The sequence below is a fragment of the Caulobacter sp. AVps16 genome (assembly GCF_058681455.1).
The window spans coordinates 148,438-173,634 of the sequence record NZ_CM178739.1 but is presented as its reverse complement, the minus strand read 5'-3'; the positions used below and the strand labels follow the sequence as shown (position 1 = coordinate 173,634).

Sequence of the window (25,197 nt, the reverse complement as noted above, 5' to 3'; positions counted from 1 at the left end):
CGCTCACACCAGCGCCTCGAACTCATCGACCAGCCGTTCCAGCTGCGCACAGCCCGCCGCCCAGAAGGCCTTGTCGCGCGGGTTCAGACCGAAGGGTTTCAGCGCCTCGACATAGGTCCGTGTCCCGCCGGCAGCGAGCAGGTCTTCGTACAGCGGCGCGAAGCCTTGCGGATCCTCGCGGCGCTTCTCCATCAGGCCGCGCACCAGCAGGTCGCCGAAGGCATAGGCATAGACATAGAAGGGCGCATGGCAGAAGTGGCTGACATAGGCCCAGTAGTGCTCGTAGCCCGGATTCAGCCGCACAGCCGGGCCGAGGCTCTCGCCCATCACTTCCAGCCACAGACCACCGATCTGGTCGGGTGACAGCTCACCCTCCTGGCGGGCCTCATGGAAGCGGCGCTCGAAGCGGTGGAAGGCGATCTGGCGGACCACGGTATTGAGACCGTCTTCGATCCGGCCGGCCAGCAGCTTGCGGCGATCATCAGGCGTCGCCTCGGCCAGCAGCCGGTCGAACACCAGGCCTTCGCCAAAGATCGAGGCGGTCTCGGCCAGGGTCAGGGGCGTGTCGGCCAGCAGGGTCCCCAGCGGCGCGCACAGGGTCTGGTGCACGGCATGGCCCAGCTCATGGGCCAGGGTCAGGACATCCCGCCGCTCGCCCATATAGTTCATGAACACAAAGGGATGGCGGTCGGCGGTAACCGGATGGGCATAGGCCCCCGACTGCTTGCCGGGGCGGGGCCGGGCGTCGATCCACGGCTGGGTGAAGAAGGTCCGGGCGGCGTCGGCGAATTTCGGGGCCAGGGTCTGGAAGCTGTCCAGCACCAGATCCTGGGCCTCGGCCCAGGCGTAGGCGCGGGGGGCGGCCGCGTCGAGCGGGGCGTTGCGGTCCCAGTAGTCCAGGGCCTCGAGGCCCATCAGGCGGGCCTTCAGTGCATAGTAGCGATGCGACAGGCGTGGATAGGCCTCGACCACCGCCGCCTCCAGGGCGTCGACGGCGTCGGCATCGACCTCATTGGCCAGATGGCGCGACTGGGCCGGATCGGCATAGCGCCGCCAGCGGTCTTCGACCTGCTTCTCGAAGGCCAGGGTGTTGAGCGCCAGGGCCTGGGTGGAGCCCGCCGCCTCGAGGGCGGTCGCCAGGCCGTCGGCGGCCGCCTTGCGGCGTCCGGCATCGGGGTCCGACAGGCGGTTGAGCACCTCGGGCAGGGTCAGGGACTCTTCGCCGACCTCGGCCCTCAGCTTCGACAGCGTCTCGTCATAGAGGCGCACCCAGTTGGCGGCCGCCGGGCTGCGGTCGACGATGAAGCGTTCCAGCTCGGCCGGCAGCTCGTGCGGTCGCGACAGGCGCACGCGGCGCAGCCACGGCGTCCAGCGCCGGGCAGCGGGAAAGCCGGCCAGGGCGGCCTCGATTTCCGGGTCCTCCAGCTGGTTCAGTTCCAGGCTGAAGAACAGGCTGTCCGCCGCGATGCCGGCCGAGCGGGCCCGCAGATCACCCTCGAACTTGGCCCAGGCGGCATCGTCCCGGGCCACAGACGCCGCCAGACCGGCATAGGCCCCGACGCTCCACAGGCCATTGGTGGCCTGCTCGTAGAGCCTGATCCCGCGATCGATCAGCTGGCCCAGCCGCTCGGGCTCGGCCCGCGCCTGCAGGAAGAGGCCCTCAAGCGAGGCCAGTTCGTCATTGGCGGCCTTGGCGGCGGCCAGATCGACCTCGATGCGCGGATCGTCCCGACCGGCATAGAGATCAGCGAGGTTCCATTCGGGAAGGGCGTCGGTCTTGAAGGGGGCGTTCATGGCCCTACCGATATGGCCCGAACGGGGCCCAGCGCAATCGCCCCGCCACCATTATCCTCAGACTGCGGGTTTAAGCGGCGGTTCGACGAAGCGGGCGATCAGGGTCACCACCAGATAGACGGCCAGGGCGGTAAGGCCCAGTTGCAGGGCACCGCCGCCGGGCGGCGAGGCCAGGGCAATCAGCTGCACGGCCAGCAGCAGGCCCAGAAACAGCGGTGCCGGCCACCAGGCCCGACCCTCAAGTCCGCGTCGCCACGCCCAAGCCGCCCCGGCCATGGCCAGCAGGCCCATTTCCAGGGCCTGCTCGGGCACGGGATAGTTCCACCAGCCCAGGCCCACCTTGGGACCGCCGACCCACAGGGCCAGGTCCGGTCGGTGGACCAGAAAATCCAGGCCCCAGTGCGACAGCACCGTCAGCCCCACCACCACAGCGGTCCAGCGCGGCAGCTTCAGCACCCAGCCCGCCAGAACAGCCGCCGCCACCGCCCACAGGGCCGCTCCAGGCAGGCTGTGGGTATAGGGCATGTGCTCCAGGACCAGGGCGCTGCCCGGCAGGGTCGGATCGATGCTGACCCGCTCGACCCCGGTCATGATCAGCGCGCTCCAGCCGACATCGATCAGCTGGCTGGCCAGCACACAGGTCCACAGCGGTGCCTTGGGCGCGACGGCCTTGGCGGCCAGGGCGGCGGCATAGTGTCCGACAAACATGGTGGTCCCCCAGATTGAATGGCGGGAGCATGCACCCGGATGGGAGATCCTGGAAACCGCTGTTCTGCGGGAGGAGCGACCTCCAGGCCGGGCTGCCCCCTAGTCCGCGTCGCCCCGGTGCAGGCACGGCTTCAGGATCACCTTGTCGATCCGCGAGCCGTCCATGTCGACGATCTCGACGTCGAAGCCGCCCAGCTCGACGATCTCACCTTCACGGGGGATGCGGCCGAGGCGGTCGAGGATCAGGCCGGCCACGGTGTGGTAGCCGCCCTCGGCCTCGAAGGCCTCGCCCAGGGCATCGTTGAGATCCTGGATATCGAGGCGGGCATCGACCAGCCATGAGCCGTCTTCGCGGCGCAGCATGCGGGTCTCGGTCTCGTCATGGGTCTCGGGGAAGTCCCCGGCGATCATTTCCAGCAGGTCAATGGGGGTGATGACGCCCTGGACCGACCCGAACTCATCGACCACCAGGGCCATGTGCAGCGGGGTCTGCTTGAACAGGGCCATGGCCCGCAGCAGGGACATGGTCTCGGGGATGGCGATCGGGTGCTGCACATGGGCGGCGACGTCGATCGGGGCACCCGACAGACAGGCATCCAGCAGGTCCTTCTTCAGCAGCACGCCGATCTCGCCGTCAAGATCATCGTCGGTGGCCACCACGATGCGTGAATAGGGGCAGCCGCGGATCTCGGTCAGGATCTGCTCGGAGGTATCGGCCAGGGAGATCCAGAACAGGTCGCGGCGCGGCGTCATGGCCACGCGCACCGGGCGGTCGCCGAGCCGCAGGACTTCCTGGATCATCGAGCGCTCTTCCGGCTCGATCAGGCCGGCATCGGCCCCCTCAGCCAGCACAGTCTCGACCTCCTCGGCGGTCATGTCATTGGTCCGCTCGTCGCGCACCCCCATCAGCTTGAGGATGGCGGCCGTCGAGACGGTCAGGATGGTCACGAAGGGGCGCAGCACCAGGGCAACCACGGCCAGGAACGGGGCCATGCGCCGGGCGATGGCGTCAGGGAACTGCAGGGCCAGGCGCTTGGGCACCAGTTCGCCGAGAATCACAGAGACATAGGTCAGGCCGATGACGACCACGATGGTGGCGATGGCCTCGGAATGGGGGCCGATCACCGGCATGGGCTCGAGCCACAGGTCGAGGGCACCGGCGATGGTGGCCTGGCCATAGGCGCCGGCCAGGATGCCAATCAGGGTAATGCCGACCTGCACGGCCGACAGGAACCGGGTCGGATGCTCGGCCATGGCCAGGGCCAGCCTGGCCCCCTTGTCGCCGCGATCGGCAAAGGTCTGGAGCCGGGCCCGGCGGGCGGAAACCACCGCCAGTTCAGACATGGAGAAAACCCCGTTCAAAAGAACGAGGAGGAAGACGACGGCGAGCGCGAGGAGGATCATGGCCCTACTGGGTCGATGACGCAGCGCCGGACGGCGACCACGGCCCCTGCTTCCTTGACGCGGCGAGGGCGAACCGTTGGCACACTATACAAAAGAAATCGCCGCGGCCCATAGGGGCCGCGGCGACATGCAGTTGGTCGGGGAATAAATTCGGCTTACGAAGCCGGACGCGCCATCGTGGTCTTGTTCTTGACGACGTTCTTGTTGTTTTCGTGCTGGCCGGGGGGCAGCGGGATCAGACCGCGACCCTGCAGATAGCCACCGCGACCCGTAGCGGCGTCCGAGGTGAACTCCGTCACGAACTCGTTCAGGCCCGGCGTCACGCCGAGATTGGCCTTCTTGACGTAGATGTAGAGCGAACGGGCCAGCGGATAGGAGCCGTCCGAGATCGTCTGGGGCGACGGCTTGACGCCGTTGATCGAGGCGCCCTTGACCTTGTCCATGTTCTCTTCAAGGAACGACCAGCCGAACACGCCGAGGGCGCCCGGGGTCTTGGTCAGGGTGCCGACGATGGCGTTGTCGTTTTCGCCGGCATCGATCCAGCCGTCAGCGCGCAGCGGGTCAACCTTGGCCTTGAACAGCTTTTCGTTGTTCGAGCGCAGTTCGTCGACGGTCGGGAACTTGCGGGCACCGGCTTCGATGGCCAGCTCGACGAAAGCGTCGCGCGTGCCCGAGGTCGGGGGCGGACCATAGACCTGGATGCGGTTGCCCGGCAGGCCCGGACCGACGTCATCCCAGCTGTTGCTGGTGTTCTTCACGAACTGGCCGCCCTTCAGGACCTGGGCGGAGAGGCCCAGATACAGGTGCTCGGTCTTGAAGTTGTAGTCAGCGCCGTCCTTGTCGGTGGCGACCACGATGCCGTCAAAGCCGATCTTGATCTGGATGATGTCCTTCACGCCCTTGCCGGCGCAGGCATCAAACTCGGACTTCTTCATCGGACGCGAGGCCGTGGCGATGTCCGGGAAGCCTTCGCCGTTACCACCGCAGAACAGCTTGATGCCGCCGCCGGTGCCCAGCGATTCGACCTTCGGGGCCTTCTTGCCGGTCTTCTTGGCGTAGTTTTCAGCGACGCGGGTCGCGAACGGGAAAACGGTCGAGGAACCGCCGGCCCAGACATAGTCGCGGGCGGCGTGGGCGGGGACGGCGGCGAGGCCCGACAGGGCGACGGCGGCAGCCGCGCAGGAAAGAAGCTTCTTCATGGAGAACTCCTGAAAATCTCTAAGGCGTGGGGAGGAAGCAGGCCGCGCCTGGCGCGGCCTGCTTTGGGGTCAGGTCTTAGAAGTCGAACTGGGCGCGCATCTGGAACGTGTCGACGTCGACATCGTTCAGTTCGCGGTTCACGCCCGTCGCCAGGGTGGGGTTGTCGTTCGTCGACTTGGTGTAGTTGGCCTGGAAGCGAACATAGGGGTGCGGGTACCAGTTCAGACCAGCGGTCCAGGCGGTGTACTTGCCGGCCGTGGCCACGCCCTTGAGGTCGGTCAGGTCGACCGAGTCGTAACGCAGGGCGGCTTCCCAGGCACCGATGCCACCCGCGGTGAGCGGCGACAGGATGCGGGTGCGGTTGAACTCGCCCTTGGCGGCTTCATAACGGCGGGTTTCGCCGGTCAGGAAGAAGCTGCCGGTGACGTAGAAGGCGTCCAGATCAACGTCCGAAGCCGTGCCGGTGCGGTCAGCGGTGATGCGGGCATATTCCGACTGGACCGAGAACTGCTTGTGCAGGACGACGGCTTCCAGGCCGATCGTCTTGTCATGAACGCCAACGGCACCCGACGACACATAGCGCGCGCCGTAGTTGGTGTTGTTGCGGACCTGATAGGTGAAGTTGGCCTGGTCGCCGCGATCGCGGTAACGGCCCCAAACGCCCAGGTGCACGGTGGTGTCGTCGGTGACGATCGGCGCATAGGTGAAGCGACCGTTGTAGCCGAAGGTTTCCTTCGAGCCCGTCGCGACGTTGGTGGCGACGTCGGCGTTGTTCAGGCTGTCACCCGAGACGGCGACGGCGGCGGTCCAGTTCAGGCCGTTCATCTTGTACTGCAGGTTCATCACGCGGCCGGCGTTGATGAAGTCGTTGAACGGGCCGCGTTCCATCATCGTGTTGTAACGCGACGAGGTGATGTCCTCGAGCGACACGGTCTTGAAGTTACCGACGACGATCGAGCTGAACTCGGTGGGCTTGTACTCGAGGGTCAGGTCTTCCCACTGGGTGGTGCCGCCACCGCTCGAAACGCTGAACTCGGCCTTGTACGCCCACTGGCTGTTCCAGGTGCCCTCAACGCCCAGACGGGCGGTGCGCAGGCGGGTGTTCCAGGCCTTGAAGTCCACGCCGGTGCCGGTGCGGTCAACGTCCTGATAGACGACGTCTTCGTAAACGCGACCGCGGACCTTGAAGGTCAGGCTGTCGTTGGCGAACTGCGGCGCGCCCTTCCAGGTGGTGGTCGTGTCTTGAGCTTGAGCCGAAACGCCCAGGCCGAGCGCGAGCATCACGCCCAGCGCCGACCCGCCGACCAGCGAGGTCTTGTTACGCATGTGAGAATTCCCCTTAGCTGCCCCTGCCCTCTCGCCCCCTTCGAGGGGCGGGATCAGGATGAAAGCGGCTTACCGGGCTCCCATGACGGTTCAGCCACCGATTTATGACAGGCTGGCGACAAGGGTTTTCAAGAGGTTAAGCTGTGGCAGGGCCGCAACAGATTGCTCCGTTGTCAGAGCAACCGGCTGCGGATGATCTGCGACAGAAGGTCGATCATCGACACCGCCACCACGATAACGAGCACGATGCAGCCGGTCTGGTCGAACTGGAAGGCATTGATCGAGTCGAACAGGATCTGGCCGATGCCCCCCGCCCCGATGATGCCCAGCACGGTCGCGGCGCGGCTGCTCGATTCGAAGCGATAGAGGGCATAGCTGGTCCACAGGGGCGCGACCTGCGGGATCACCCCCCAGACCACTTCCTGCAGGCGACCGGCCCCGGTGGCGCGCACGCCTTCGACCGGGCCCTTGTCGATCGACTCGACGGCTTCGGCGAACAGCTTGGCCAGAACACCGCCGGTGTTGAACATGATCGACATGACGCCGGCGAAGGGGCCCAGCCCCACGGCGGTAATGAAGATCAGGGCCACGACCAGGTCGGGGATCGAGCGGACCATGTCGAGCAGCCGGCGAACGGGCTGCTGGATCCACCAGGGGGTGATGTTGCGCGCGCCCAGCAGGCCCAGTGGAATGGCGACGATCACGGCCAGGGCCGTGCCCCACAGCGCCATCTGGATGGTCTGCCACATCTTGCCGATGAACAGAGGCCAGTCCATCGACAGGAACAGCTTGGGATCGCCGAACGGCGCGAAGAACTGGCGGGCAAAGCCGCTGGTCCGCTCGGTATCGCCGAACAGCTGCGGGAACTTGTCGATCTCGGCCGGCCGGAAGCTGATGACGAGGATGGCCAGAAGCCCGCCCCACAGCAGGATGTCAAAGGCCAGGGCCGAGGCCGACCGTCGGGGCGGGGCCGGAATCGTCGCGTCGGTCATGGTTAGGCTCAGTTGGCCGGCGCGGCGACGCCGGCCTTGCCGTCGGCGGCGAGGCGCTCGGCCTTGACGCCATCAAGGATCTTCTGGGTCTCGGCAATCTTGGCGGCGTCGCCGGACTCGCGGGCCAGGCCGAACTGCTCGAGGGCTTCCATTTCCCGGACCACCAGCAGGTGGGTGTCATCCGCCGGCTTGAAGCCGCCGATGCTCAGCTTCTTCAGATTGGCCCGCTGCTGCACGGCCGCCGGGGAATCGCCCTGGGCGTAGGTCAGGAAGAACTGGCGGATCTTTTCCTTGACCACCGGGTCCAGGTCCTTGCGCCAGACCAGCGGATCCTCGGGCAGGTTCGGGGATTCCCAGATCACCTTGATCTTGCCGGCCACGGCCTCGCCGCGGGCCGCGCTGAGATTGATGGCCGTGGTATTGTTGGTGGCCGCGTCGAGCTTGCCATTGGCCACGGCGAACAGATTGGCCTGGTGATTGGCCGACAGCACGGTCTTGAAGCAGGTCTCGGGCTTCTTGCCGGCCGGGATGAAGACATAGGTCATCGGGGCCAGGGTGCCGGAGGTCGACTTCTTGTCGCCGATGCCGAAGTTCAGGGTCTTGTCGCACTTGAGCAGGTCTTCCACCGTCAGACGGCTGCCCGCCGGGACGATGATCACCGACTTGTAGCCGTCCGTACCCGACGGATCGAAGGTGCGGGCGAAGACCTCACCGCCCGAGCGGCGAACGGCTTCCAGGCCCGACTGGTTGGAGAACCAGCCGAGGTCCGTCTGGCCGGCGCCCATGGCGACGATCAGCGAGGAATAGTTGGACGAGAAGAACGGCTTCACCTTCAGGCCGGTCTGCTTCTCCATGTCGGCCAGGATCGGGGTCCAGTAGCCTTCCATGTTCTGGGCCGACTCGGTCGACAGGATCGAGAACACGACGGTGTCCTTGGGCCCCTTGTCGGCCGGCTTGGGCGCGCAGGCGGAAAGCGCCAGGGTGGCGATGGCGGCGGTGAACAGGCTGCGGCGGATCATTGCGGAGCTCCTTCCCAGAATACGTCCTCGAATTCCGGGCCGTAGATGTCGATGAGTTGTTCGCGTTTCAGGCCGTCGGCCGGGCCGTCATAGACCTTCTTGCCGGCCTTCAGGGCCACGACCCGGTCGCAATAGCGCAGGGCGTAGTCGACCTGATGCAGGGTGACGACCACCGTCAGGCCATCGGCCTTGTTCAGGTCGCGCAGGATTTCCATGACCTTGCGGGCCGAGACCGGGTCCAGCGAGGCGACCGGCTCGTCGGCCAGGATGATCTTGGCCTTCTGGACCAGGGCGCGGGCGATGGCGCCGCGCTGCTGCTGTCCGCCGGACAGGGTATTGGCGCGCTGGGCGGCATAGTCGGAGACCCCGACCCGGTGCAGGGCGGCCATGGTCGCCAGCTTGGTCTCGGCCGGCCAGGCCCCCAGCAGGCCCCGCCAGGCCGGAATGCGGCCCAGTGAACCGAGCGCCACATTGCTGAACAGCGACAGGCGGCCGACCAGATTGAACTGCTGGGCGATGAAGCCGATCCGGACCCGCGCCTTGCGGACCTGGTCGCTGACCTTGCCGCGTGCCTGGACGGGACCGCCGAAGGCGGTGATCACACCGATCGCCTCGCCCTTGTCGTCGCCCGGGGCGTCGATGGTCTGCAGGCCGTCGATGGAGCGCAGAAGGGTGGATTTGCCCGAGCCCGAAGGACCGATGAGCGCGATCATCTCGCCCCGATGCACATCGAGCGAAACGGCATCCAGGGCTCGCCGCGACCCGAAGGTCTTGGAGGCGGCACGGATCGAGAGAACAGGTTCCGACGTCATGGTCGGGGCGAATCCTTAACGGGGTTTCAGGCCAAGGGGAATGCGTTCACCGCTTTGGCGGTGGATCGCAATGAATTTGTGACAATCGGTGGATGAATTCTCCCCAACACGAGGGTCCAAAAGGGACTTTACATCGGAGAACGATACCCCTATTTCGCACGTCTCCGGCGGACCCGAAGTCCTCATAAGCGCTGCTAACGCCGGCCTAGGTTTCACTTCTTGCAGGGGGTTACGTGAATTGCACACGTACCATGAACCCCTGGACCTGGTCCGTGAGCGGTCACCGGAACGTCCTGTCGCACTCGTGCGACCGGACGCGGTGTCGGTAGCGGCGCGCTGGTTCCAGGCAGAATTTAAAGGCGACGTCTTTTACGCGGTGAAGGCCAACCCTTCGCCGTGGGTGATCCACGAGCTGGTCAAGGCCGGCGTGCGGTCGTTCGATGTGGCGTCGCTGAACGAGATCGAACTGATCTCGCAACATGCGCCCGGCTCGCGCATGGCCTTCATGCACCCGGTCAAGAGCCGGGTGGCGATCTCGACCGCCTATTTCGATCACGGCGTGCGGACCTTCTCGTTCGACACCCATGAGGAACTGGCCAAGATCCTCGACGCCACCGGCCAGGCCAAGGACCTCAACCTGATCGTCCGCATGGGCGTGCAGGCCGAGGGCGCGGCCTATTCGCTGTCGGGCAAGTTCGGCGTCGAACCGCACGCGGCCCCGGACCTGCTGCTGGCCGCCCGTCGCGCCACCCAGGACCTGATGGGCGTGTCGTTCCATGTCGGCAGCCAGTGCATGCGCCCGACCGCCTATCAGGCGGCCATGGCCCAGGCCTCGCGCGCCCTGGTGCGGGCCGGCGTCCTGGCCGATGTCGTCGATGTCGGCGGCGGTTTCCCGTCGATCTATCCCGGCATGGTGCCCCCGGACATGTCCGAGTACCTGGCGGCGATCGACCGCGGCTTTGCCGAGATGATGGTGCACGAGACGACCGAGCTGTGGTGCGAACCCGGCCGGGCCCTGGTGGCCGAAGCCTCGTCCCTGCTGGTCAAGGTCGAGCTGAAGAAGGGCGATGCGCTCTATCTGAACGACGGGTCCTATGGCTCGCTGTTCGACGCCGCGCACATGAAGTGGCCCTTCCCGGTCAAGCTGTTCCGCAAGAACGGCGAAGTCGTCGAAGAGGGCCTCAAGCCCTACCGCTTCTACGGCCCGACCTGCGACAGCGTCGACCACATGCCCGGCCCCTTCTATCTGCCGGAAAGTGTCGACGAGGGCGACTATATCGAGATCGGCATGCTGGGCGCCTATGGCGTGGCCATGTCGACCCGCTTCAACGGCTTCGGGGACAACGAAACCGTCGAGGTGCAGGACGCGCCCATGGCCTCGATGTACGGCCTGGCAAAGCGCTCGATCCCGACCCACAAGCCGGAGTCGGAAGAGCGCAAGGTCGTCCGCTTCTCGCGGCCCAAGGGCGCGGCCGGCAAGAAGCGTCGTCGGCGCTAGCCGTGCGCTTCCTGCGGGGACTGGACGCGTTCCGGGCCGAAAGGCCATGGGGCGCGCTCGATGTCGGTTCGGTTGACGGCACCACCGTTCGCCTGCACTGGACCGACCAGCCCTATGTCTGGCACGTCAATGACGGTCCCGAGGTGTTCATCGTTCTGTCGGGAACGGTGGATATGCACTGGCGCAAGGACGGCGTGGAAAGCGTCGAAAGACTGAACGCTGGCGACGCCTGCTACGCGGAGATAGGCGATGAACATGTCGCCCATCCGATCGGAGAGGCCCGCATCCTGGTCGTCGAACGCCAGGGCAGTGTCTGATAAACCCCATGCGGGACAGGGCGACTGTCCCGCTCCCGCCCGCCGGTTGCTCCGTCCCGGCTGCGGGGCTGCTGCGACGGGCGCTCAAACCAAAGGGAAACCCGCGAGATGAACGCACCCGTTCCGAATACCAAGGCCGAGCTGCTGCAGAATGTCGTCGAACATATCGACATCACCAGCTTTGACGCCCGTCCGATCATCGATGCCATGCGCAAGATGTCGTTCTCGAGCCGCGACACCGCCCGCGCCGCCGACATCTTCAACATGGCCCTGGCCGACAAGGGCTGCTCGCCCTGGCTGATCCTGGCCGGCTCGACCTCGGCCGGCGGCTGCATGCACGTCTATCGCGACATGGTGCAGAACGGCATGATCGACGCCGTGGTCGCCACCGGCGCCTCGATCGTCGACATGGATTTCTTCGAGGCCCTGGGCTTCAAGCACTATCAGGCCGCCGGCCCGGTCGACGACAATGTGCTGCGCGACAACTATATCGACCGCATCTACGACACCTATATCGACGAGGAAGAGCTCCAGAACTGCGATCACACGATCCTGGAGATCTGCAACGCCCTCGAGCCGCGCGCCTATTCCTCGCGCGAGTTCATCTGGGAAATGGGCAAGTGGCTGTCCGAGGGCAATGCCAAGAAGCCCGGCTCGCTGATCCAGACCGCCTATGAGCAGGGCGTGCCGATCTTCTGCCCGGCCTTCGTCGACAGCTCGGCCGGCTTTGGCCTGGTCAAGCACCAGAAGGAACGCATCGCCGCCAAACAGCCCTATCTGATGATCGACGCGGTCGCCGACTTCCGCGAACTGACCGACATCAAGATCGCGGCCGGCACCACGGGCCTGTTCATGGTCGGCGGCGGCGTGCCCAAGAACTTCGCCCAGGACACCGTGGTCTGTGCCGAGATCCTCGGCGTCGAGGCCGACATGCACAAATATGCCGTCCAGATCACCGTGGCCGACGTGCGCGACGGGGCCTGCTCGTCATCGACCCTGAAAGAAGCCGCCTCCTGGGGCAAAGTTTCGACCACCTATGAGCAGATGGTCTTCGCCGAAGCCACCACCGTGGTGCCGCTGATCGCTTCGGACGCCTATCACCGTCAGGCGTGGCAGGGCCGTGAGCGCCCCCGCTGGAACAAGCTGTTCGGCAAGTAGGCTTGCTAAGCCTCCGATGAGATTGCAGGGTCCCCCGAACAACTGTTCGGGGGACTTTTTCATGCGTGTCAGCACACTGATCATCGGCTCGGCCCTGTTGCTGTCCGGTGCCAGCTTCGCGGCCCCGACCACGCCCCCGCCCGCCCAGGCCGGCTATCTGCCGCCGGGCACCTATGACGCCATCAAGGTCCTGGCCCCCGCCCCCCGGCCGGGTTCGCCGGTGGCCGAGGCCGACCGCCAGGTCTTTCTCGCCACCCGGGCGCTGAAGGATACGCCGCGCTGGTCCCTGGCCCGGAGCGATGACAGCACCACCGGCATCCTGCAGGACTTCAGCTGCGCCCTGGGCTTCACCCCCTCGATGTCGACCACCCCGAAGATGGTCGGGATCATGCTGCGCCTGCGCTTCGACATCCGGCCGGCAGTCGATGGCCCCAAGGACCACTACAAGCGGCCCCGTCCCTATCTGGTCGATGAGGGCGCGATCTGCATCGACCGCAGCGACGGCCTCGACAAGAGCCCCGACTATCCGTCCGGCCACAGCACCTGGGGCTGGGCGATCGGCACGGTCCTGGCCCAGGCCTCGCCGAACCAGGCGGCCGAAATCATGGCCCGAGCCCGGGCCTTCGGCGAAAGCCGGATGGTCTGCGGCGTCCACAATGCCAGTTCGGTGACGGCGGGTCAGGTCAATGGCGCGGCCCTGATGGCGGCCGTCAACGGCTCGCCCCTGTTCCGCTCCGACCTCGAGGCCCTGCGCGCCGAGATCGCCGCCGCCCGCAAGGCCGGCCCCGCCCCGGACAGGACGGCCTGCGCCGCCGAGGCCGCCCTGATCGCTCAACCCCTGCTCTGAGCTTGCGGGAGCGGCTGCGCGCCTCTACCTCTTGGCCATGGCCCATCATGCCGCTTGCGATCACGATCATGACCACCACGGCGTCGCCGGCGCGGCCCTCGCGGCCGAGCTCGCCGCCGCCGAGTCGCGCTGCGCGGCGGCCGACCAGAGGCTGACCCCGCCCCGGCGCCGGGTGCTGGAACTGCTGCTGCAGGCCGGCCAGCCGGTGAAGGCCTATGACCTGATCTCGACCTTTGCCGTGGATGGCCCGCCGGCCAAGCCGCCGACCGTCTATCGCGCCCTCGATTTCCTGGAAAAACAGGGCTTTGCCCACCGGATCGAGAGCCTCAACGCCTATGTCGCCTGCCGCAAGGAAGCCGACGGCCACGCCGCCGCCTTCCTGATCTGCGACTGCTGCGGCGCGACCCGCGAGATCGAGCCCAAGGCCAGCGCCGAGATCATCGCCGCCGGGGCCGCCGCCGGCTATGCCCTGACCGGCGTGACCATCGAGGCACACGGCCTGTGCGGGGATTGCCGATCCTAGCTCATCTGCCCCCTCCGGGGGCGGACGACCGCGCAGCGGTCCGGTGGGGGCAGGTGATCAGTTTGCGATGACTCGCCCCCTCCGCGCTGCGCGCTCCTCCCCCTCAGGGGGAAGATGATCCGCGTGATTGCCTAGGCCGCATGAACCCCGCTAGGCTCAAACAACCGTTCAACCTGCCGAGACCCCGCCCATGACGACCGCTGAGACCCTGCCCGGCGTCGAGATCTGGCGCGGCGGGGTCAATACCTGGGACTGCGACGAGATGGGGCACATGAATGTGCGCCACTATATCGTCCGCGCCATGGAGGGTCTGGTCGGGCTGGCGGCGGAACTGGGCCTGCCCCATGCCTTTACCCCCTATGCCAATGCCACCCTGCTGGTGAAGGAGCATCACGTCCGCTTCCTGCGCGAGGCCCATGCCGGCGCGACCCTGCACATGCTGGGCGGGGTGATCGAGATCACCGACACCGAGGCCAGGCTTCTGCAGCTGCTGGTCCATTCGGCGAGCGGCGAACTGGCCGCCACCTTCCAGACCACGGTCGTCCACGCCACCCCGCGCGAGGGCGAGGTCTTTCCCTGGCCCCGGATCACCCGCGAGCGGGCCGCGGCCCTTATGGTCGAGGTCCCGGAAAAGGCCCGGGCCCGCAGCATCGACCTGTCGCCCTTCACCCCCACTGCCGGCCTGGCCCGTGCCGAGACCCTGGGGATGAAGCGGATCGGACTGGGGGCCCTGTCGCCGACCGAATGCGACGTCTTTGGCCGCATGCGCACCGAGCAGTTCATCGGCCGGGTCTCCGACGGCATCGGCAGCTTCATCGGCCCGTTCCGCGACGCGATCGTCGAGCATGCTGACCACAAACCGACGCGGTTCGGCGGGGCCGTGCTGGAATATCGCCTGGCCTATCTGGCCTGGCCCCAGGCCGGCGACCGGGTCGAGCTGCGCTCCGGCCTGATCAGCGCCGATCCGCGCACCATGCGCATGGCCCACTGGATGATCGATCCCGCCACGGGCCTCGCCTGGGGCACATCCGAAGCCGTGGCCATCACCTTCGACCTCGACGCCCGCAAGGCGGTGCCGATCAGCCCGGCGGCGCAGGCGGGGTTGGAGGCGTTTTCGGTAGAGGGGCTGTCCCTTTAGTTCCGCTCTCCCCGGCGAAAGCCGGGGCCCAGATCGAAACCTGATCGATTCAAGACTTGGCTAAGCCCGCAGGCGAGTCATCCCCAAAATTCTCCGGATGAATCTGGGTCCCGGCTTTCGCCGGGAAGAGCGGGTTTTTAACGCGTCGCCATCCGGAAGATCGCATCCCGCGCCAGATCCGGCCGTTCCATCGGCAGGAAGTGGCTGGTGCCGGCCACGGTCTCGACCGTTACGTCGCGGCCACGGCGGGCGAAGCCGTCGCCGGCCCGGCAGGTCGAGCCGCGCTCGGCCTTCAGGATCCGCACCGGCCCCGTGACCTTGCGGATCGCCCGCCACGGATCGTGGGCCTGGGCTGAATAGTTCGAGGCCTCCCAGGCCGGAGCGCAGGCCAGTTCGACCTTGCCGTCCTCGCGATCGACGAAGCCGCCGTCGACATAGTCGGCCAGCATGGTCTCGGGCCAGGTCTTGAAGGCCCCGCGACCGGTATAGGCGGTGACCACCGCCTCGCGGTCGTCAAAGACCGCGCGGCGGCGCGAGGCGGCCTGGGCTATGGGCATCTGTTTCCACAGGACCCCGGAGGTCCAGGGGGCCTGGGCATAGAGTGCCACAAGGCGCGGCATGATCACCGGGTCCAGCAGGACAAGGCCCTTGACCGCCTCGGGCCGGGTGGCGGCGGCCAGAAGACTGACCGTTCCGCCCATCGAATGGCCGGCCAGCACCACCGGCGGACCATCGAGGGCCTTGAGCAGGGCAACCAGATCATCGCGCAGATCATGCCAGGAGCGTCGGCCCTCGGCCTCGGCGGCCAGCGGCGTTGACCCGTGGCCTCGCTGGTCGATGGCCAGGATCCGCAGGCCCGCCGCCAGAGGGGCCAGCAGGCTGTTATAGGTCTGGGCGTTGAAACCGTTGGCGTGAACGAAGATCACGTCGATGGCCCGGTCCTGTGGGCCGAACTCCAGGGCCGCGATCTCGCCGGGCCCGGCCGGGCTGTCGATGGCGATCAGGCGTCTGCGGGGCTGGCGAAACACGGCCGCATCCATCGGCGAGGTCCTTCTTGCGGCTCTCAGGCACGATAGGGCCGCCACCGGGCCGCGTCCATGGAGCCTGACGCCGCGCCCCTGAATAGGACTCAGCCCCCTCCCCATGGGAGAGGGGGCCAATCCGCGTTCTAGGCCTGGGTCAGCTGCCACTCACCGCGATTGTCCTGGCAGGCGCTGTAGCGCTCGGTGGCCGGACGCTGGCCGGAGGTCGAGATCGAGGCGTCGATCACCCGGCACGAGGCCGCGACGACCTGCACCGGCCGGACCAGGGAGGCGGCGGCATAGCCGACCGCATAGCCGTTCTGGCCGACCAGGACCCAGCCGCCGCCCGGGGTAGCGCCGAGGGCGTCGAAGGTCTGGCCCGGGGTCAGCTTGCCGACCAGGGCGGCCTTGGCCGAAGGGCCGGCGCGCAGGTTGGAGGCACCGCTGGAGGCATAGCGGCCGCCCAGGGCGTCATAGCTGGGCAGGGACTGCACACCCTGGGCGAAGCGCAGGTTGCGGCTGTCGACCGGCGGGCCGTAGCTGGACGAGACCACGTCGATCCGGCCCGAGGCCCCGGTGCGCGCATTGCTCCAGGTCTGGGGCTGGCCGGTTTCGAGCGCCTTCTTGGTGGCCTGCTGGGCCAGGGCGGTGTCGGTCGACTGCATCCGGCAGCCGATATAGGAGCCCGCCGCCGCACCGGCGGCCGCGCCGACCAGGGCGCCGAGGGTCTTTTCGTTCTTGGCGACCTTGCTGCCGATGAAGGCGCCGGCGGCCGCGCCGATCAGGGCCCCGCCTTCCTGCTTCTTGCCCGAGCCTTCGCACGAGAACAGGCTGCCCAGGCCCTTGGACTGGGCCAGGACCGGGGCCGGAACGGCGAGGCTGGTCGCGGCCAGGGCGGCGATGGCGATCAGGGCGGAGGTGGTCTTCATGGGTCTTCCCTCTGTCTTGGCCGACGCTGATGCGGCCGCATTCCGCAAAGTCACTGTTGGCGCCGCGTCCGGTCCGCGAGATAGTCCCTTATCAACGATAAGGGAGGACGTGATGAGCGCCCACGACCAGGCAGACTATACGTGTTTCAAGGTCGAGATCGAGGCCGGCGTTGCGCACATCCAGCTCAAGCGCCCCGACGCCATGAACACTATGACACGGGCCTTCTGGAATGAGCTTCCCGCAATTGTAAAACATATCGATGACAACGCCCTGGCGCGCTGCATCGTCATCACCTCGACCGGCAAGCACTTCTCGGCCGGCATGGAGCTGTCGGTGTTCACCGACGGCGAGGGCGTCACCGAAGAGCGCGGCGGCGACCGCCATGTGGCCGGCGAAAGCTTCCGCCACCATGTCCACCACCTGCAGAACACCTTCAGCTGCCTGGACCGGGCCCGGATGCCGGTCATCGTCGCCATCCAAGGCGGCTGCATCGGCGGGGCGGTGGACTTCATCAGCGCCTGCGACATCCGCTATGCCACCAACGACGCCTTTTTCTGCATCCAGGAGATCAATATCGGCATGACCGCCGATGTCGGCACCTTCCCGCGCCTGTGCAAGCTGATCCCCGAGGGCTGGGTGCGCGAACTGGCCTATACGGGTCGCCGTCTGCCGGCCGGCAAGGCCATGGCCATCGGCCTGGTCAACGAGCTGTTCGACAGCCATGAGGCCCTGGTCGCCCATGCCTTCGCCACCGCCCGCGAGATCGCCGAGAAGTCGCCCCTGGCCGTGGCCGGCAGCAAGGTGATGATCAACTATGCCCGCGACCACACCATCGCCGATGGCCTGGACTATATCGCCACCTGGCAGACCGGCATGTTCGCCGGCTCGCACATGGCCGAGGCCTTCCGGGCCAAGATGGAAAAGCGTCCGGCCGACTTCCCCGACCTGCTGCCGCTGAAAAAGCGGATGTAGCAATCAGGGCCTCCCCCCTCTCGGGGAGGCCTGTCAGCCGACCCCGAGCGGCAGTTCCGCGCCTGTCAGGTCGCAACCCTCGAGGCGGGCTCCGGTCAGGTCCGCCTCGATGAACCGGGCGCGCGGTGCGCTGGCCCCGCTCAGGTTGACGTTGCGCAGCACGGCCCGGCTGAGGTCGGTCCGCGCAAAGCGGTCCTCGGCGATCTGGAGCGGACCCAGCTTGGCCCCGGTCAGGTCGGCCTTGGCCAGTTGGGCACCGACCAGGCGGGCACCGCGCAGATCGGCATTGCGCAGCTTCACGCCGCGCAGGTCCGCGCCCATCAGATTGGCCCCCTGCAGCTCGACCCCGTCCAGATCCATGCCGAAGAACACCGCTCCAGGCGCGAACAGGCCGGTGAGGTGACGGTTCTTCAGGCGGCGCAGGGGCCGGAAATCCACGGACTCGGCCCTGGCGATCTGGCCCTCCCGGCCCTCGGTCCGGACAAAGGTCTCATGAGACTCGAGCACATCATGCAGCGGCAGGTCGTCGATATAGATGATCGGCGGCGGCGCGCGCAGCACCAGGCTCATGTCGACGTCTTCGAGATTGGCCCCGGTGAGGTCCGTCCCGACCAGGATTGCCCGTCGCAGCGAGACCTTGGACAAGTCGGCCTTGTGCAGGTTGGCCCCGGAAAGATCGGCGCCGTCCATGCGGGCATTGGCCAGTTTCGCGCCCTGCAGGCTGACGCCGGTCAGGTCCGCGTCACTGAAGTCTGCCGCCCGGGCAAAGGTCCCCGACATCTGGGCCCCGGACAGGTTGGCACCGTTCAGCAGCGCATAGTCCAGTTCGCCCGGCCGCGTGTCATGCTTGAGAATCCGCAGACCCTTGGTGTCATCCTGAACGGCGGTGACGCCCTCGCGCAGGTCACAGGCCGACAGATTGGCGCCCGACAGATTGGCCCCGCGCAAACATGCCCCGCGCATGTCGGCCCGGGTCAGGTCGCACTCGCGCAGGTCGGCGTCGCGCAGATCGGCCCCATACAGGGTGGCATGGGTCAGCTTGGCGCGGGCCAGCATGGCCCCACCCAGCAGGGCCCCGGTCAGATTGGCCTCGGAAAGGTCCCGGCCCTCGAAATTGTAATTGTTGAGATTCACATAGGCGAGATTGGCGCGGCGGCCGGCCGGCAGCCCCTTCAGGAACCGGGCATGCGAATCCACAACCTCCTTCACGGCGGAGGCATGCAGGGATCGGATCAGACTGGGCCTGGCGGCGGCGGACATGAGTCGGTGGATGTCTCTACGGAAAGCCGATCATGCCGTGCCGGCTTTAAGGAAAGGTGCAGTCCACCGGGGCCGAACCCAAAACGCGTAGGGCTCCAGATCAAAGGCCTAGAGCCAGCCCTTGCGCTTGAACCACAGCAGGGGACCGATCGCGGCGGCGGCCATCATGGCCAGGGCCATGGGATAACCTTCCATCCAGCGCAGCTCCGGCATGTGTTCGAAATTCATGCCGTAGACGCCGGCGATCAGGGTCGGCGGCAGGAAGACGGCCGAAAACACCGAGAAGATCTTGAAGATGGCGTTCTGTTCGATGTTGATCAGGCCCAGGGCCGCATCGAGCAGGAACGTGATGTTGCTCGACACATAGCTGGCATGGTCGGTGATCGACTGCACGTCCCGCTGCAGGGACTTGAGGTGATCACGCAGGTCGCGGTCGCCCTCGAACTGTTCGGCCAGGGAGGCGAAGCTGAGCAGGCGGGCCAGGCTGACCAGGCTGTCGCGGGCCTTGGAATTGATGTTCTGGGCGCGACCCAGCCGGTTGAGGATCTGCTCGAAGGCCCCGCCGCGCGGCCGGCTGAAAATCGCCCGGGACTGGGCCTCGACCTCGCTGGCCGTCCGTTCGATGATGTCGGCGGTCCGGTCGATGATCGCGTCCAGCAGACCCAGAAAGGTCTGGGCGCCGCCCGGACACAGGCTGGGCTGGCGCTCGGCCTGGGCGGCGAACACCGCAAAGGCGCGCGGCTCGACATAGCGGATCGTGACCAGGCGTTGCCCGGTCAGAACGAAGGTCACCGGCGCGGCGGTCGGCAGGTCGCCGTCGGCATTGACCAGGATGGTGGCGGTCATGAAGGTACCGCCGTCCTCCTGATAGAGCCGGGACGAGGCCTCGATCTCGGCCATTTCTTCTCGGGTGGGCAGCAGCAGGCCGATCGACTGTTCGACCGACACTTCCTCGGCGCGGGACGGATCGACCAGCTCGATCCACACCGCATCGTCGGGCATGCGCCAGTCGCGGCCGGCATCGGCGTTTTCGAAGCCTGGCGCGCCAAGGCGCAGAATTCTCAGCATGGGTCTGCGAGCCTCGTCACCCGCCGGGAATGGCCCAGTGCGACGCTGCCGTCAATCAGCGGGCTCTAGCGGGGAGCGGCCGGCTTGTCGTCTTCGGCCTGGCCACCCGAGGCGGCGGCGATCAGGGCCGCGATCCGGTCGGTGGAGTCGGCGGCCTGGTTGATCAGGTCCAGCGGCGAGGCGCGCACCGAGGCGGCGACCTGGTTGGCGGCGGACTTGGCCAGGGACACGGCAGCGTCCTGGGCCAGGGCCAGCTTGCTGGTGGCCACGGCGATCTTGGTGGCCTGGGCGTTCTGATAGATGAAGCCGTGGGTCGGATAGACGGTGGTGCCAAGGTCGCGGATCGGGTCGTACCAGACCTTGACCTGGGTCCAGTCGCCGGCCGGCGACACGTCGACGACCGTGACGTCCTGCTCGACCTGACCGCGGGCCCCGTTCATCACCGACCAGTTGGCGTGGGTGACCTGGATAACGCGATCAGTAAGGACCTGGCTGACAAAGGCCACGTGGCCGAGATTCATGCGACCGGTCGGCTTGAAGGAGAGAACGGAGCCGATCTTGGGCACCGAGCCGGTGTCATACTTGCCGGCCGCCTGGCCCCACCAGGTGCGGGCGTCACCGAAGATCTGGATGCCGGACATCAGACGCGCAAACGGCACGCACTGCCAATAGCCATCAGCCACGGCCCCGGAAACGGGCAGCAGGCTGATCATGGCGGCAGCGGCGATGGAACCCCAGAGGGTCCTCGTCCGTTTCGTCATGCTGTGGGCGCTCCCGCGTGTCACTCGGCGAAGCAGTAACCCTGACAGCGACATGTGAAAAGAGTGTTTCTTAGGCGCCGACCGTAATTGGGCCTGGCTGCCCGCGACGCTGCGCCCACGCTTTCAGCAGATTCCGGGCCGGCTTTTCTATCAGGTGATAAGATGCCGAGGACAGCGGAACCAGGGCGGCGACAATGATGATCCAGATCAGCAGGGGCAGTTTATCGCCTTCGATCTGAAGCAGCTTTGTGGCCGCATTGACCGCTACGATCTTCCAGGGGATGCAGATCATATAGGTCGAGTAGCTGATCTCACCCAGATAGACGAGAATGCTCTGGCTGCCGAAACTTGAACCGCTCGCGGTCAGGCTGGCCAGCATCAGGATCAGGCCGCCCAAAGCCGCAACAATAACCATATCGGGGGCCCCGAACTGCACAGTGCCCAGAACCACGGCACCCAGGATCGCGGCGCCGGGCCCGGCGAGTCGGCCCGGGATCGATCCTGACCGCCACAGGGCATGCAAGGCACAGCCATAGGCGAAACACGGCACGATCCGCAGCGCGCCCCAATGGATCGTGGCGGCGGTCAGCGGAAAGCCGGCCAGCCGCTCGAAGGCCGGATAGAGGATGGCAATCAGGCCAAGGGCCAGGCCGACCGCCAGGAACGGCCGCTTGCGCAGCCGCCAGGCTAGAAGGGCGAAGACGGGAAAGCTGAGATAGGCGAACCACTCGGCCGAGATCGACCATGAGGCATGGTTCCAGCCCGCGACCGGGGCAAAACCCCAGGCGTGGACGAGCAGCAGGTTGGCCGGCAGCGCTTCCCAGGAGACGATGTTGTTGCCGACCGTGATGCCGGCGAGGCCGGCGACGGCGGCCATCAGTCCGACACCCGCCAGGGTGGCCAGATGCAGGGGATAGACCCGCGCCAGGCGGTTCCAGAGGAAGGCACCATAGCGGAACTTGCCCTGGCCAAAGTCCTGCAGATAGACGTGGCAGAGGATGAAGCCCGAGAGGGTGAAGAAGGCTTCGACCCCGAGATAGCCCTTGCTCGCCGCAGCCGGCGTGAAGCCAATTGCCAGATTGGGCCAATAGTGGAACATCACCACCCAGAAGGCGGCGAAGAACCGAAGTGCGGTCAGGGACTTGATATTGGCGGCGTCGGGCATACTTCAGGTCCAGTTTGGCGAAGCCCGGGGGGCTTCCGTCACGTTCCCTTGCATGGACGGGGCCCACTGAGGGGTGGGTCGAGACGCTTTTCCAGACAACAGACTTAGAACAGGACGATGAACGAACTCCTTAATCTCGCCGTGGACCCTGCAGCCTGGGCCGCCCTGATCACCCTGATCGTCATGGAAGTCGTGCTGGGCATCGACAACCTGATCTTCATTTCCATTCTCTCCAACAAGCTGCCGGAAGAGCATCGCCAGCGCGTGCGCCGCATCGGTATCTCGCTGGCCCTGATCATGCGCCTGGTCCTGCTGTCGACCATCGCCTTCATCGTCGGCCTGGTGCATCCGGTGTTCGACCTGGGCATTGCCGGCCCGACCGGTCCGCACGGCGAGCCGTCGTTCGAGACCGCCTTCTCCTGGCGCGACCTGATCCTGCTGGCCGGCGGCTTGTTCCTGATCTGGAAGGCCACCAAGGAAATCCACCACACGGTCGATCCCAACCAGGAGAGCCATGACGTCCTCGACAAGACCGGGGCGGCGATCTCCAATGTCGGTTCGGCGATCTTCCAGATCATCTTGCTGGACCTGGTGTTCTCGATCGACTCGATCCTGACCGCTGTCGGCATGACCGATCACCTGCCGATCATGGTCATTGCCGTGCTCGTGGCCGTCACGGTCATGCTGCTGGCCGCCGATCCCCTGGCCAACTTCATCAACAACAACCCGACGGTCGTGATGCTGGCCCTGGGCTTCCTGCTGATGATCGGTACGGTTCTGATCGCCGAGGCCTTCGGCATGCACGTGCCGAAGGGCTACATCTATACGGCCATGGCGTTCTCGGCCGCGGTCGAGGGACTCAACATGATGTCGCGTCGAGCCGCGGCGAAAAAGAAGGCGGCGGCCGGGGAGCACTAGGCTCCACCCGTTCCCCAGACGATCAGCGCCCCGGCCCGCAAGGTCCGGGGCGTTTTTTATGGCCCGGGGCGACCAGGACCCCGCGAAACTACAGAAAGCTGTAGGGGTCGATGTCGATCACGACCCGCACGGAGTTCGGGATCCGGGCCCGGGCGCGCCAGGCGGCCATGAAGCCCTGCAGGTCCACCCGGCGATCAGCCCGCACCAGGAACCGCTTGCGACGTCGGCCGCGCACCAGCCCCAGAGGCGCATCGGCAGGGCCGAACACCTCCACCCCCTCGGCATTGGGGATCACGGCCGCCAGGGCCTCGACATAGGCGTCCAGGGCCGCGCCGTCCGGACCCGAGGCGATCACCGCCGCCAGGCGTCCGAACGGCGGCAGACCGGCCTCCTCGCGCATGCGCAACTCGGCCTCGACAAAGGCATCGCGGTCCTGGGCCTTCAGGGCCTGCAGCACGGCGTGATCCGGCGAATAGGTCTGCAACAGGGCCCGGCCTGGCTTTTCATGCCGCCCGGCGCGCCCGGCCGCCTGGGCCAGCAGCTGGAAGGTCCGCTCCCCGGCCCGCAGGTCGCCGCCGCGCAGGGACAGGTCGGCATCGACCACCCCCACCAGGGTCAGGTTCGGGAAGTTGTGACCCTTGGCGGCCGCCTGGGTGGCGACCAGAATATCGATCTCGCCCGCCGCCATCGAGGCCACCAGGGCCCGCGCCGCGGCAGCATCCATTACGGTGTCCGACGAGAACACCGCGATGCGGGCGGTCGGGAACAGGTAGCGGGCCTCTTCCTCGACACGCTCCACCCCGGGTCCGATGGAGACGAGGCTGTCCCGGGCCCCGCAGTGCGGACAGGCCTCGGGCTTCTTCATCGAAAAGCCGGTCAGGTGACAGACCAGCCGCCCGGTATAGCGATGCTCGACCAGCCAGCTGTCGCTGTCGGGCGACTTCATCTTTTCGCCGCAGGCCTTGCACAGGACCAGGGGCGCATAGCCCCGGCGGTTGAGGAACAGCATCGACTGCTCGCCGCGGGCCAGGGTCACGGTCATGGCCTTGATCAGCGGCGGCGACAGCCAGCGCCCCGGTTCGGGCGGGGTTTCGCGCAGGTCGATCAGTCCGATGTCGGGCAGCTGGGCCGCCCCGTGCCGGGCGCTGAGCCGCAGCCAGCGATAGCGGCCGCTCTGGGCATTGAACAGGCTCTCCAGAGACGGCGTGGCCGAGGCCAGAACCACCAGGGCCCCCTCGATCTTGGCGCGGGCCACGGCCAGGTCGCGGGCCTGGTAGATGAAGCCCTCTTCCTGCTTGAACGAGCTGTCATGCTCTTCGTCGACCACGATCAGCCGCAGCTTGCGGAAGGGCAGGAACAGGGCCGAGCGGGCCCCGACCACGATCCGGGCCTGGCCGCTGGCCACGCCTTCCCAGACGCGCCGGCGTTTGGGCGGAGCGACACCGGAATGCCATTCGGCCGGCACCGCCCCGAACCGGGCCTCGAACCGCGCCATCACCGCCTGGGTCAGGGCGATCTCGGGCAGCAGGATCAGGACCTGACTGTCCGGATCCTCGGCCAGGGCGGCGGCGACGGCCTCCAGATAGACTTCGGTCTTGCCCGAGCCGGTCACCCCGTCGAGGAGGGCCGCCTGGAAGCCGCCCTCCCCCAGCATGTCGCCCAGCACCTCGGCGCAGGCCTGCTGGCTGGCGTTCAGGGATTGTGGCGGCAGGGTCAGGTCGGGGGCAGGGAAACGGCTGTCAGGCTCGATGAGCGTTATGGCCAGGGCCCCTTCATCGACCAGGCCCTTGACGACGCCGGCCGAAACCCCCGCCAGATTGGCCAGAGCAGCCCCGGACTTCGGACCCTCCCGGGCCGCCGCCAGCACCTTCAGCCGCGCCGGGGTCATGCGTGCCGGCTCGGTCCCGGTCAGGACCAGCACCTTGTCCGGCCTGGGCGGCGGATGGCGCAGGCCGCGCAGGGCCATGGCCAGCGGCCAGCCGGCCACATCGACCGCATAGCGCGCCGCCCAGTCGACAAAGGTCAGGACACCGGGCGGCAGGGGTGGATCGTCCAGCCGCTCCAGAACCGGTTTCAGCGGCCGGTTGCCGCCGGTGCCGTCGCGCAGAGCGGTGACCACCCCGCGAATCACCCGCGGCCCCAGGGGCACGGTCACATGATCGCCGACCGCCAGGCCCAGACCCTCGGGCTCGGCATAGTCGAACGCCTCCGGCAGCGGCATGGGCAGAAGGACAGAAGCGATGCGCGGCATGGGAAAGAGCTTCTGCCGCGAAAGCCCTTCCGGGTCGAGATGGTCTGTCGTCAGGGACCGCAAGCCGGCGTTAACCGATATGGGGTTTGATGCCGCCTCTCTGAGTGGAATTAC

At 66.9% G+C, this 25,197-nt stretch carries 23 protein-coding genes; 8 read left to right on the top strand and 15 right to left on the bottom strand.

The window, feature by feature from the left end:
* Positions 1-3 precede the first annotated feature (3 nt).
* The 8 genes from ACW17U_RS00820 to phnC all read right to left on the bottom strand — a co-directional run bounded on the left by ACW17U_RS00820 (position 4) and on the right by phnC (position 9,255).
* A complete protein-coding gene (locus ACW17U_RS00820; RefSeq protein ID WP_492054464.1) occupies positions 4-1,794 on the bottom strand; it encodes a M3 family oligoendopeptidase in 1,791 nt (596 codons plus the stop codon).
* A 57-nt stretch (positions 1,795-1,851) separates the two neighbouring features.
* Positions 1,852-2,502 carry a hypothetical protein gene (locus tag ACW17U_RS00815; RefSeq protein WP_492054463.1) on the bottom strand — a complete coding sequence of 217 codons (651 nt, stop codon included), beginning with the start codon at positions 2,500-2,502 and terminating at the stop codon, positions 1,852-1,854.
* 99 nt (positions 2,503-2,601) lie between these two features.
* The gene (locus tag ACW17U_RS00810; RefSeq protein ID WP_492054462.1) at positions 2,602-3,906 is read right to left on the bottom strand and encodes a hemolysin family protein; all 1,305 of its coding nucleotides are present in this window, start codon (positions 3,904-3,906) and stop codon (positions 2,602-2,604) included.
* A gap of 155 nt (positions 3,907-4,061) precedes the next feature.
* Positions 4,062-5,105: a substrate-binding domain-containing protein gene (locus tag ACW17U_RS00805; protein ID WP_062149637.1), complete on the bottom strand. Its 1,044-nt coding sequence runs from the start codon at positions 5,103-5,105 to the stop codon at positions 4,062-4,064.
* A 76-nt stretch (positions 5,106-5,181) separates the two neighbouring features.
* Positions 5,182-6,432 carry an OprO/OprP family phosphate-selective porin gene (locus tag ACW17U_RS00800; RefSeq protein WP_062149640.1) on the bottom strand — a complete coding sequence of 417 codons (1,251 nt, stop codon included), beginning with the start codon at positions 6,430-6,432 and terminating at the stop codon, positions 5,182-5,184.
* 173 nt (positions 6,433-6,605) lie between these two features.
* Positions 6,606-7,424, bottom strand: a complete 819-nt coding sequence (phnE, locus tag ACW17U_RS00795) for a phosphonate ABC transporter, permease protein PhnE (RefSeq protein WP_062149643.1) — start codon at positions 7,422-7,424, stop codon at positions 6,606-6,608.
* Positions 7,425-7,432: 8 nt separating this feature from the next.
* Positions 7,433-8,464: a phosphate/phosphite/phosphonate ABC transporter substrate-binding protein gene (gene phnD, locus ACW17U_RS00790; RefSeq protein ID WP_492055770.1), complete on the bottom strand. Its 1,032-nt coding sequence runs from the start codon at positions 8,462-8,464 to the stop codon at positions 7,433-7,435.
* On the bottom strand, positions 8,440-9,255 hold the full coding sequence (gene phnC, locus ACW17U_RS00785; protein ID WP_062149649.1) for a phosphonate ABC transporter ATP-binding protein: 816 nt from the start codon (positions 9,253-9,255) through the stop codon (positions 8,440-8,442). The genes phnD and phnC overlap by 25 nt, the downstream gene beginning before the upstream one ends.
* Before the next feature lie 238 nt (positions 9,256-9,493).
* Here phnC and ACW17U_RS00780 point away from each other — a divergent pair, with 238 nt between their 5' ends.
* The 6 genes from ACW17U_RS00780 to ACW17U_RS00755 all read left to right on the top strand — a co-directional run bounded on the left by ACW17U_RS00780 (position 9,494) and on the right by ACW17U_RS00755 (position 14,736).
* A complete protein-coding gene (locus ACW17U_RS00780) occupies positions 9,494-10,753 on the top strand; it encodes a type III PLP-dependent enzyme (RefSeq protein WP_492054461.1) in 1,260 nt (419 codons plus the stop codon).
* Positions 10,754-10,755: 2 nt separating this feature from the next.
* Entirely contained in the window at positions 10,756-11,070 is a 315-nt protein-coding gene (locus ACW17U_RS00775; RefSeq protein WP_492054460.1) for a cupin domain-containing protein, read from the top strand.
* A 108-nt stretch (positions 11,071-11,178) separates the two neighbouring features.
* Positions 11,179-12,228 (top strand): 1,9-bis(guanidino)-5-aza-nonane synthase, encoded by a 1,050-nt coding sequence (locus ACW17U_RS00770; protein ID WP_492054459.1) that lies wholly within the window; start codon positions 11,179-11,181, stop codon positions 12,226-12,228.
* 61 nt (positions 12,229-12,289) lie between these two features.
* The gene (locus tag ACW17U_RS00765; RefSeq protein ID WP_492054458.1) at positions 12,290-13,075 is read left to right on the top strand and encodes an acid phosphatase; all 786 of its coding nucleotides are present in this window, start codon (positions 12,290-12,292) and stop codon (positions 13,073-13,075) included.
* Between the two features lie 37 nt (positions 13,076-13,112).
* Complete coding sequence (locus ACW17U_RS00760; RefSeq protein WP_492054457.1) at positions 13,113-13,598, top strand: transcriptional repressor; 486 nt, start codon at positions 13,113-13,115, stop codon at positions 13,596-13,598.
* Positions 13,599-13,788: 190 nt separating this feature from the next.
* Positions 13,789-14,736, top strand: coding sequence for a thioesterase family protein (locus tag ACW17U_RS00755; protein ID WP_492054456.1), 948 nt, complete (start codon positions 13,789-13,791; stop codon positions 14,734-14,736).
* Between the two features lie 137 nt (positions 14,737-14,873).
* Here the strand turns inward: ACW17U_RS00755 and ACW17U_RS00750 are convergent, their stop codons facing one another.
* Both ACW17U_RS00750 and ACW17U_RS00745 read right to left on the bottom strand, forming a co-directional pair.
* Positions 14,874-15,776: an alpha/beta fold hydrolase gene (locus ACW17U_RS00750; protein WP_492054455.1), complete on the bottom strand. Its 903-nt coding sequence runs from the start codon at positions 15,774-15,776 to the stop codon at positions 14,874-14,876.
* 128 nt (positions 15,777-15,904) lie between these two features.
* Positions 15,905-16,687 (bottom strand): SH3 domain-containing protein, encoded by a 783-nt coding sequence (locus ACW17U_RS00745; protein WP_492054454.1) that lies wholly within the window; start codon positions 16,685-16,687, stop codon positions 15,905-15,907.
* Between the two features lie 112 nt (positions 16,688-16,799).
* On the opposite strand from ACW17U_RS00745, the gene ACW17U_RS00740 reads away from it, so the two are divergent.
* Positions 16,800-17,660 (top strand): crotonase/enoyl-CoA hydratase family protein, encoded by an 861-nt coding sequence (locus tag ACW17U_RS00740; protein WP_492054453.1) that lies wholly within the window; start codon positions 16,800-16,802, stop codon positions 17,658-17,660.
* Positions 17,661-17,693: 33 nt separating this feature from the next.
* On the opposite strand, the gene ACW17U_RS00735 is transcribed toward ACW17U_RS00740, so the two are convergent.
* The 4 genes from ACW17U_RS00735 to ACW17U_RS00720 all read right to left on the bottom strand — a co-directional run bounded on the left by ACW17U_RS00735 (position 17,694) and on the right by ACW17U_RS00720 (position 21,914).
* Positions 17,694-18,920, bottom strand: a complete 1,227-nt coding sequence (locus ACW17U_RS00735; RefSeq protein ID WP_492054452.1) for a pentapeptide repeat-containing protein — start codon at positions 18,918-18,920, stop codon at positions 17,694-17,696.
* Between the two features lie 108 nt (positions 18,921-19,028).
* Entirely contained in the window at positions 19,029-19,988 is a 960-nt protein-coding gene (locus ACW17U_RS00730; RefSeq protein ID WP_062149684.1) for a magnesium transporter CorA family protein, read from the bottom strand.
* 65 nt (positions 19,989-20,053) lie between these two features.
* Positions 20,054-20,749 carry a CHAP domain-containing protein gene (locus ACW17U_RS00725; RefSeq protein ID WP_084746087.1) on the bottom strand — a complete coding sequence of 232 codons (696 nt, stop codon included), beginning with the start codon at positions 20,747-20,749 and terminating at the stop codon, positions 20,054-20,056.
* A gap of 70 nt (positions 20,750-20,819) precedes the next feature.
* On the bottom strand, positions 20,820-21,914 hold the full coding sequence (locus ACW17U_RS00720; RefSeq protein ID WP_492054451.1) for an acyltransferase family protein: 1,095 nt from the start codon (positions 21,912-21,914) through the stop codon (positions 20,820-20,822).
* Between the two features lie 117 nt (positions 21,915-22,031).
* Between ACW17U_RS00720 and ACW17U_RS00715 the strand changes: the two genes are divergently transcribed.
* A complete protein-coding gene (locus tag ACW17U_RS00715; RefSeq protein WP_062149690.1) occupies positions 22,032-22,832 on the top strand; it encodes a TerC family protein in 801 nt (266 codons plus the stop codon).
* A gap of 88 nt (positions 22,833-22,920) precedes the next feature.
* On the opposite strand, the gene ACW17U_RS00710 is transcribed toward ACW17U_RS00715, so the two are convergent.
* Positions 22,921-25,083 (bottom strand): primosomal protein N', encoded by a 2,163-nt coding sequence (locus ACW17U_RS00710; protein WP_492054450.1) that lies wholly within the window; start codon positions 25,081-25,083, stop codon positions 22,921-22,923.
* Positions 25,084-25,197 lie beyond the last annotated feature (114 nt).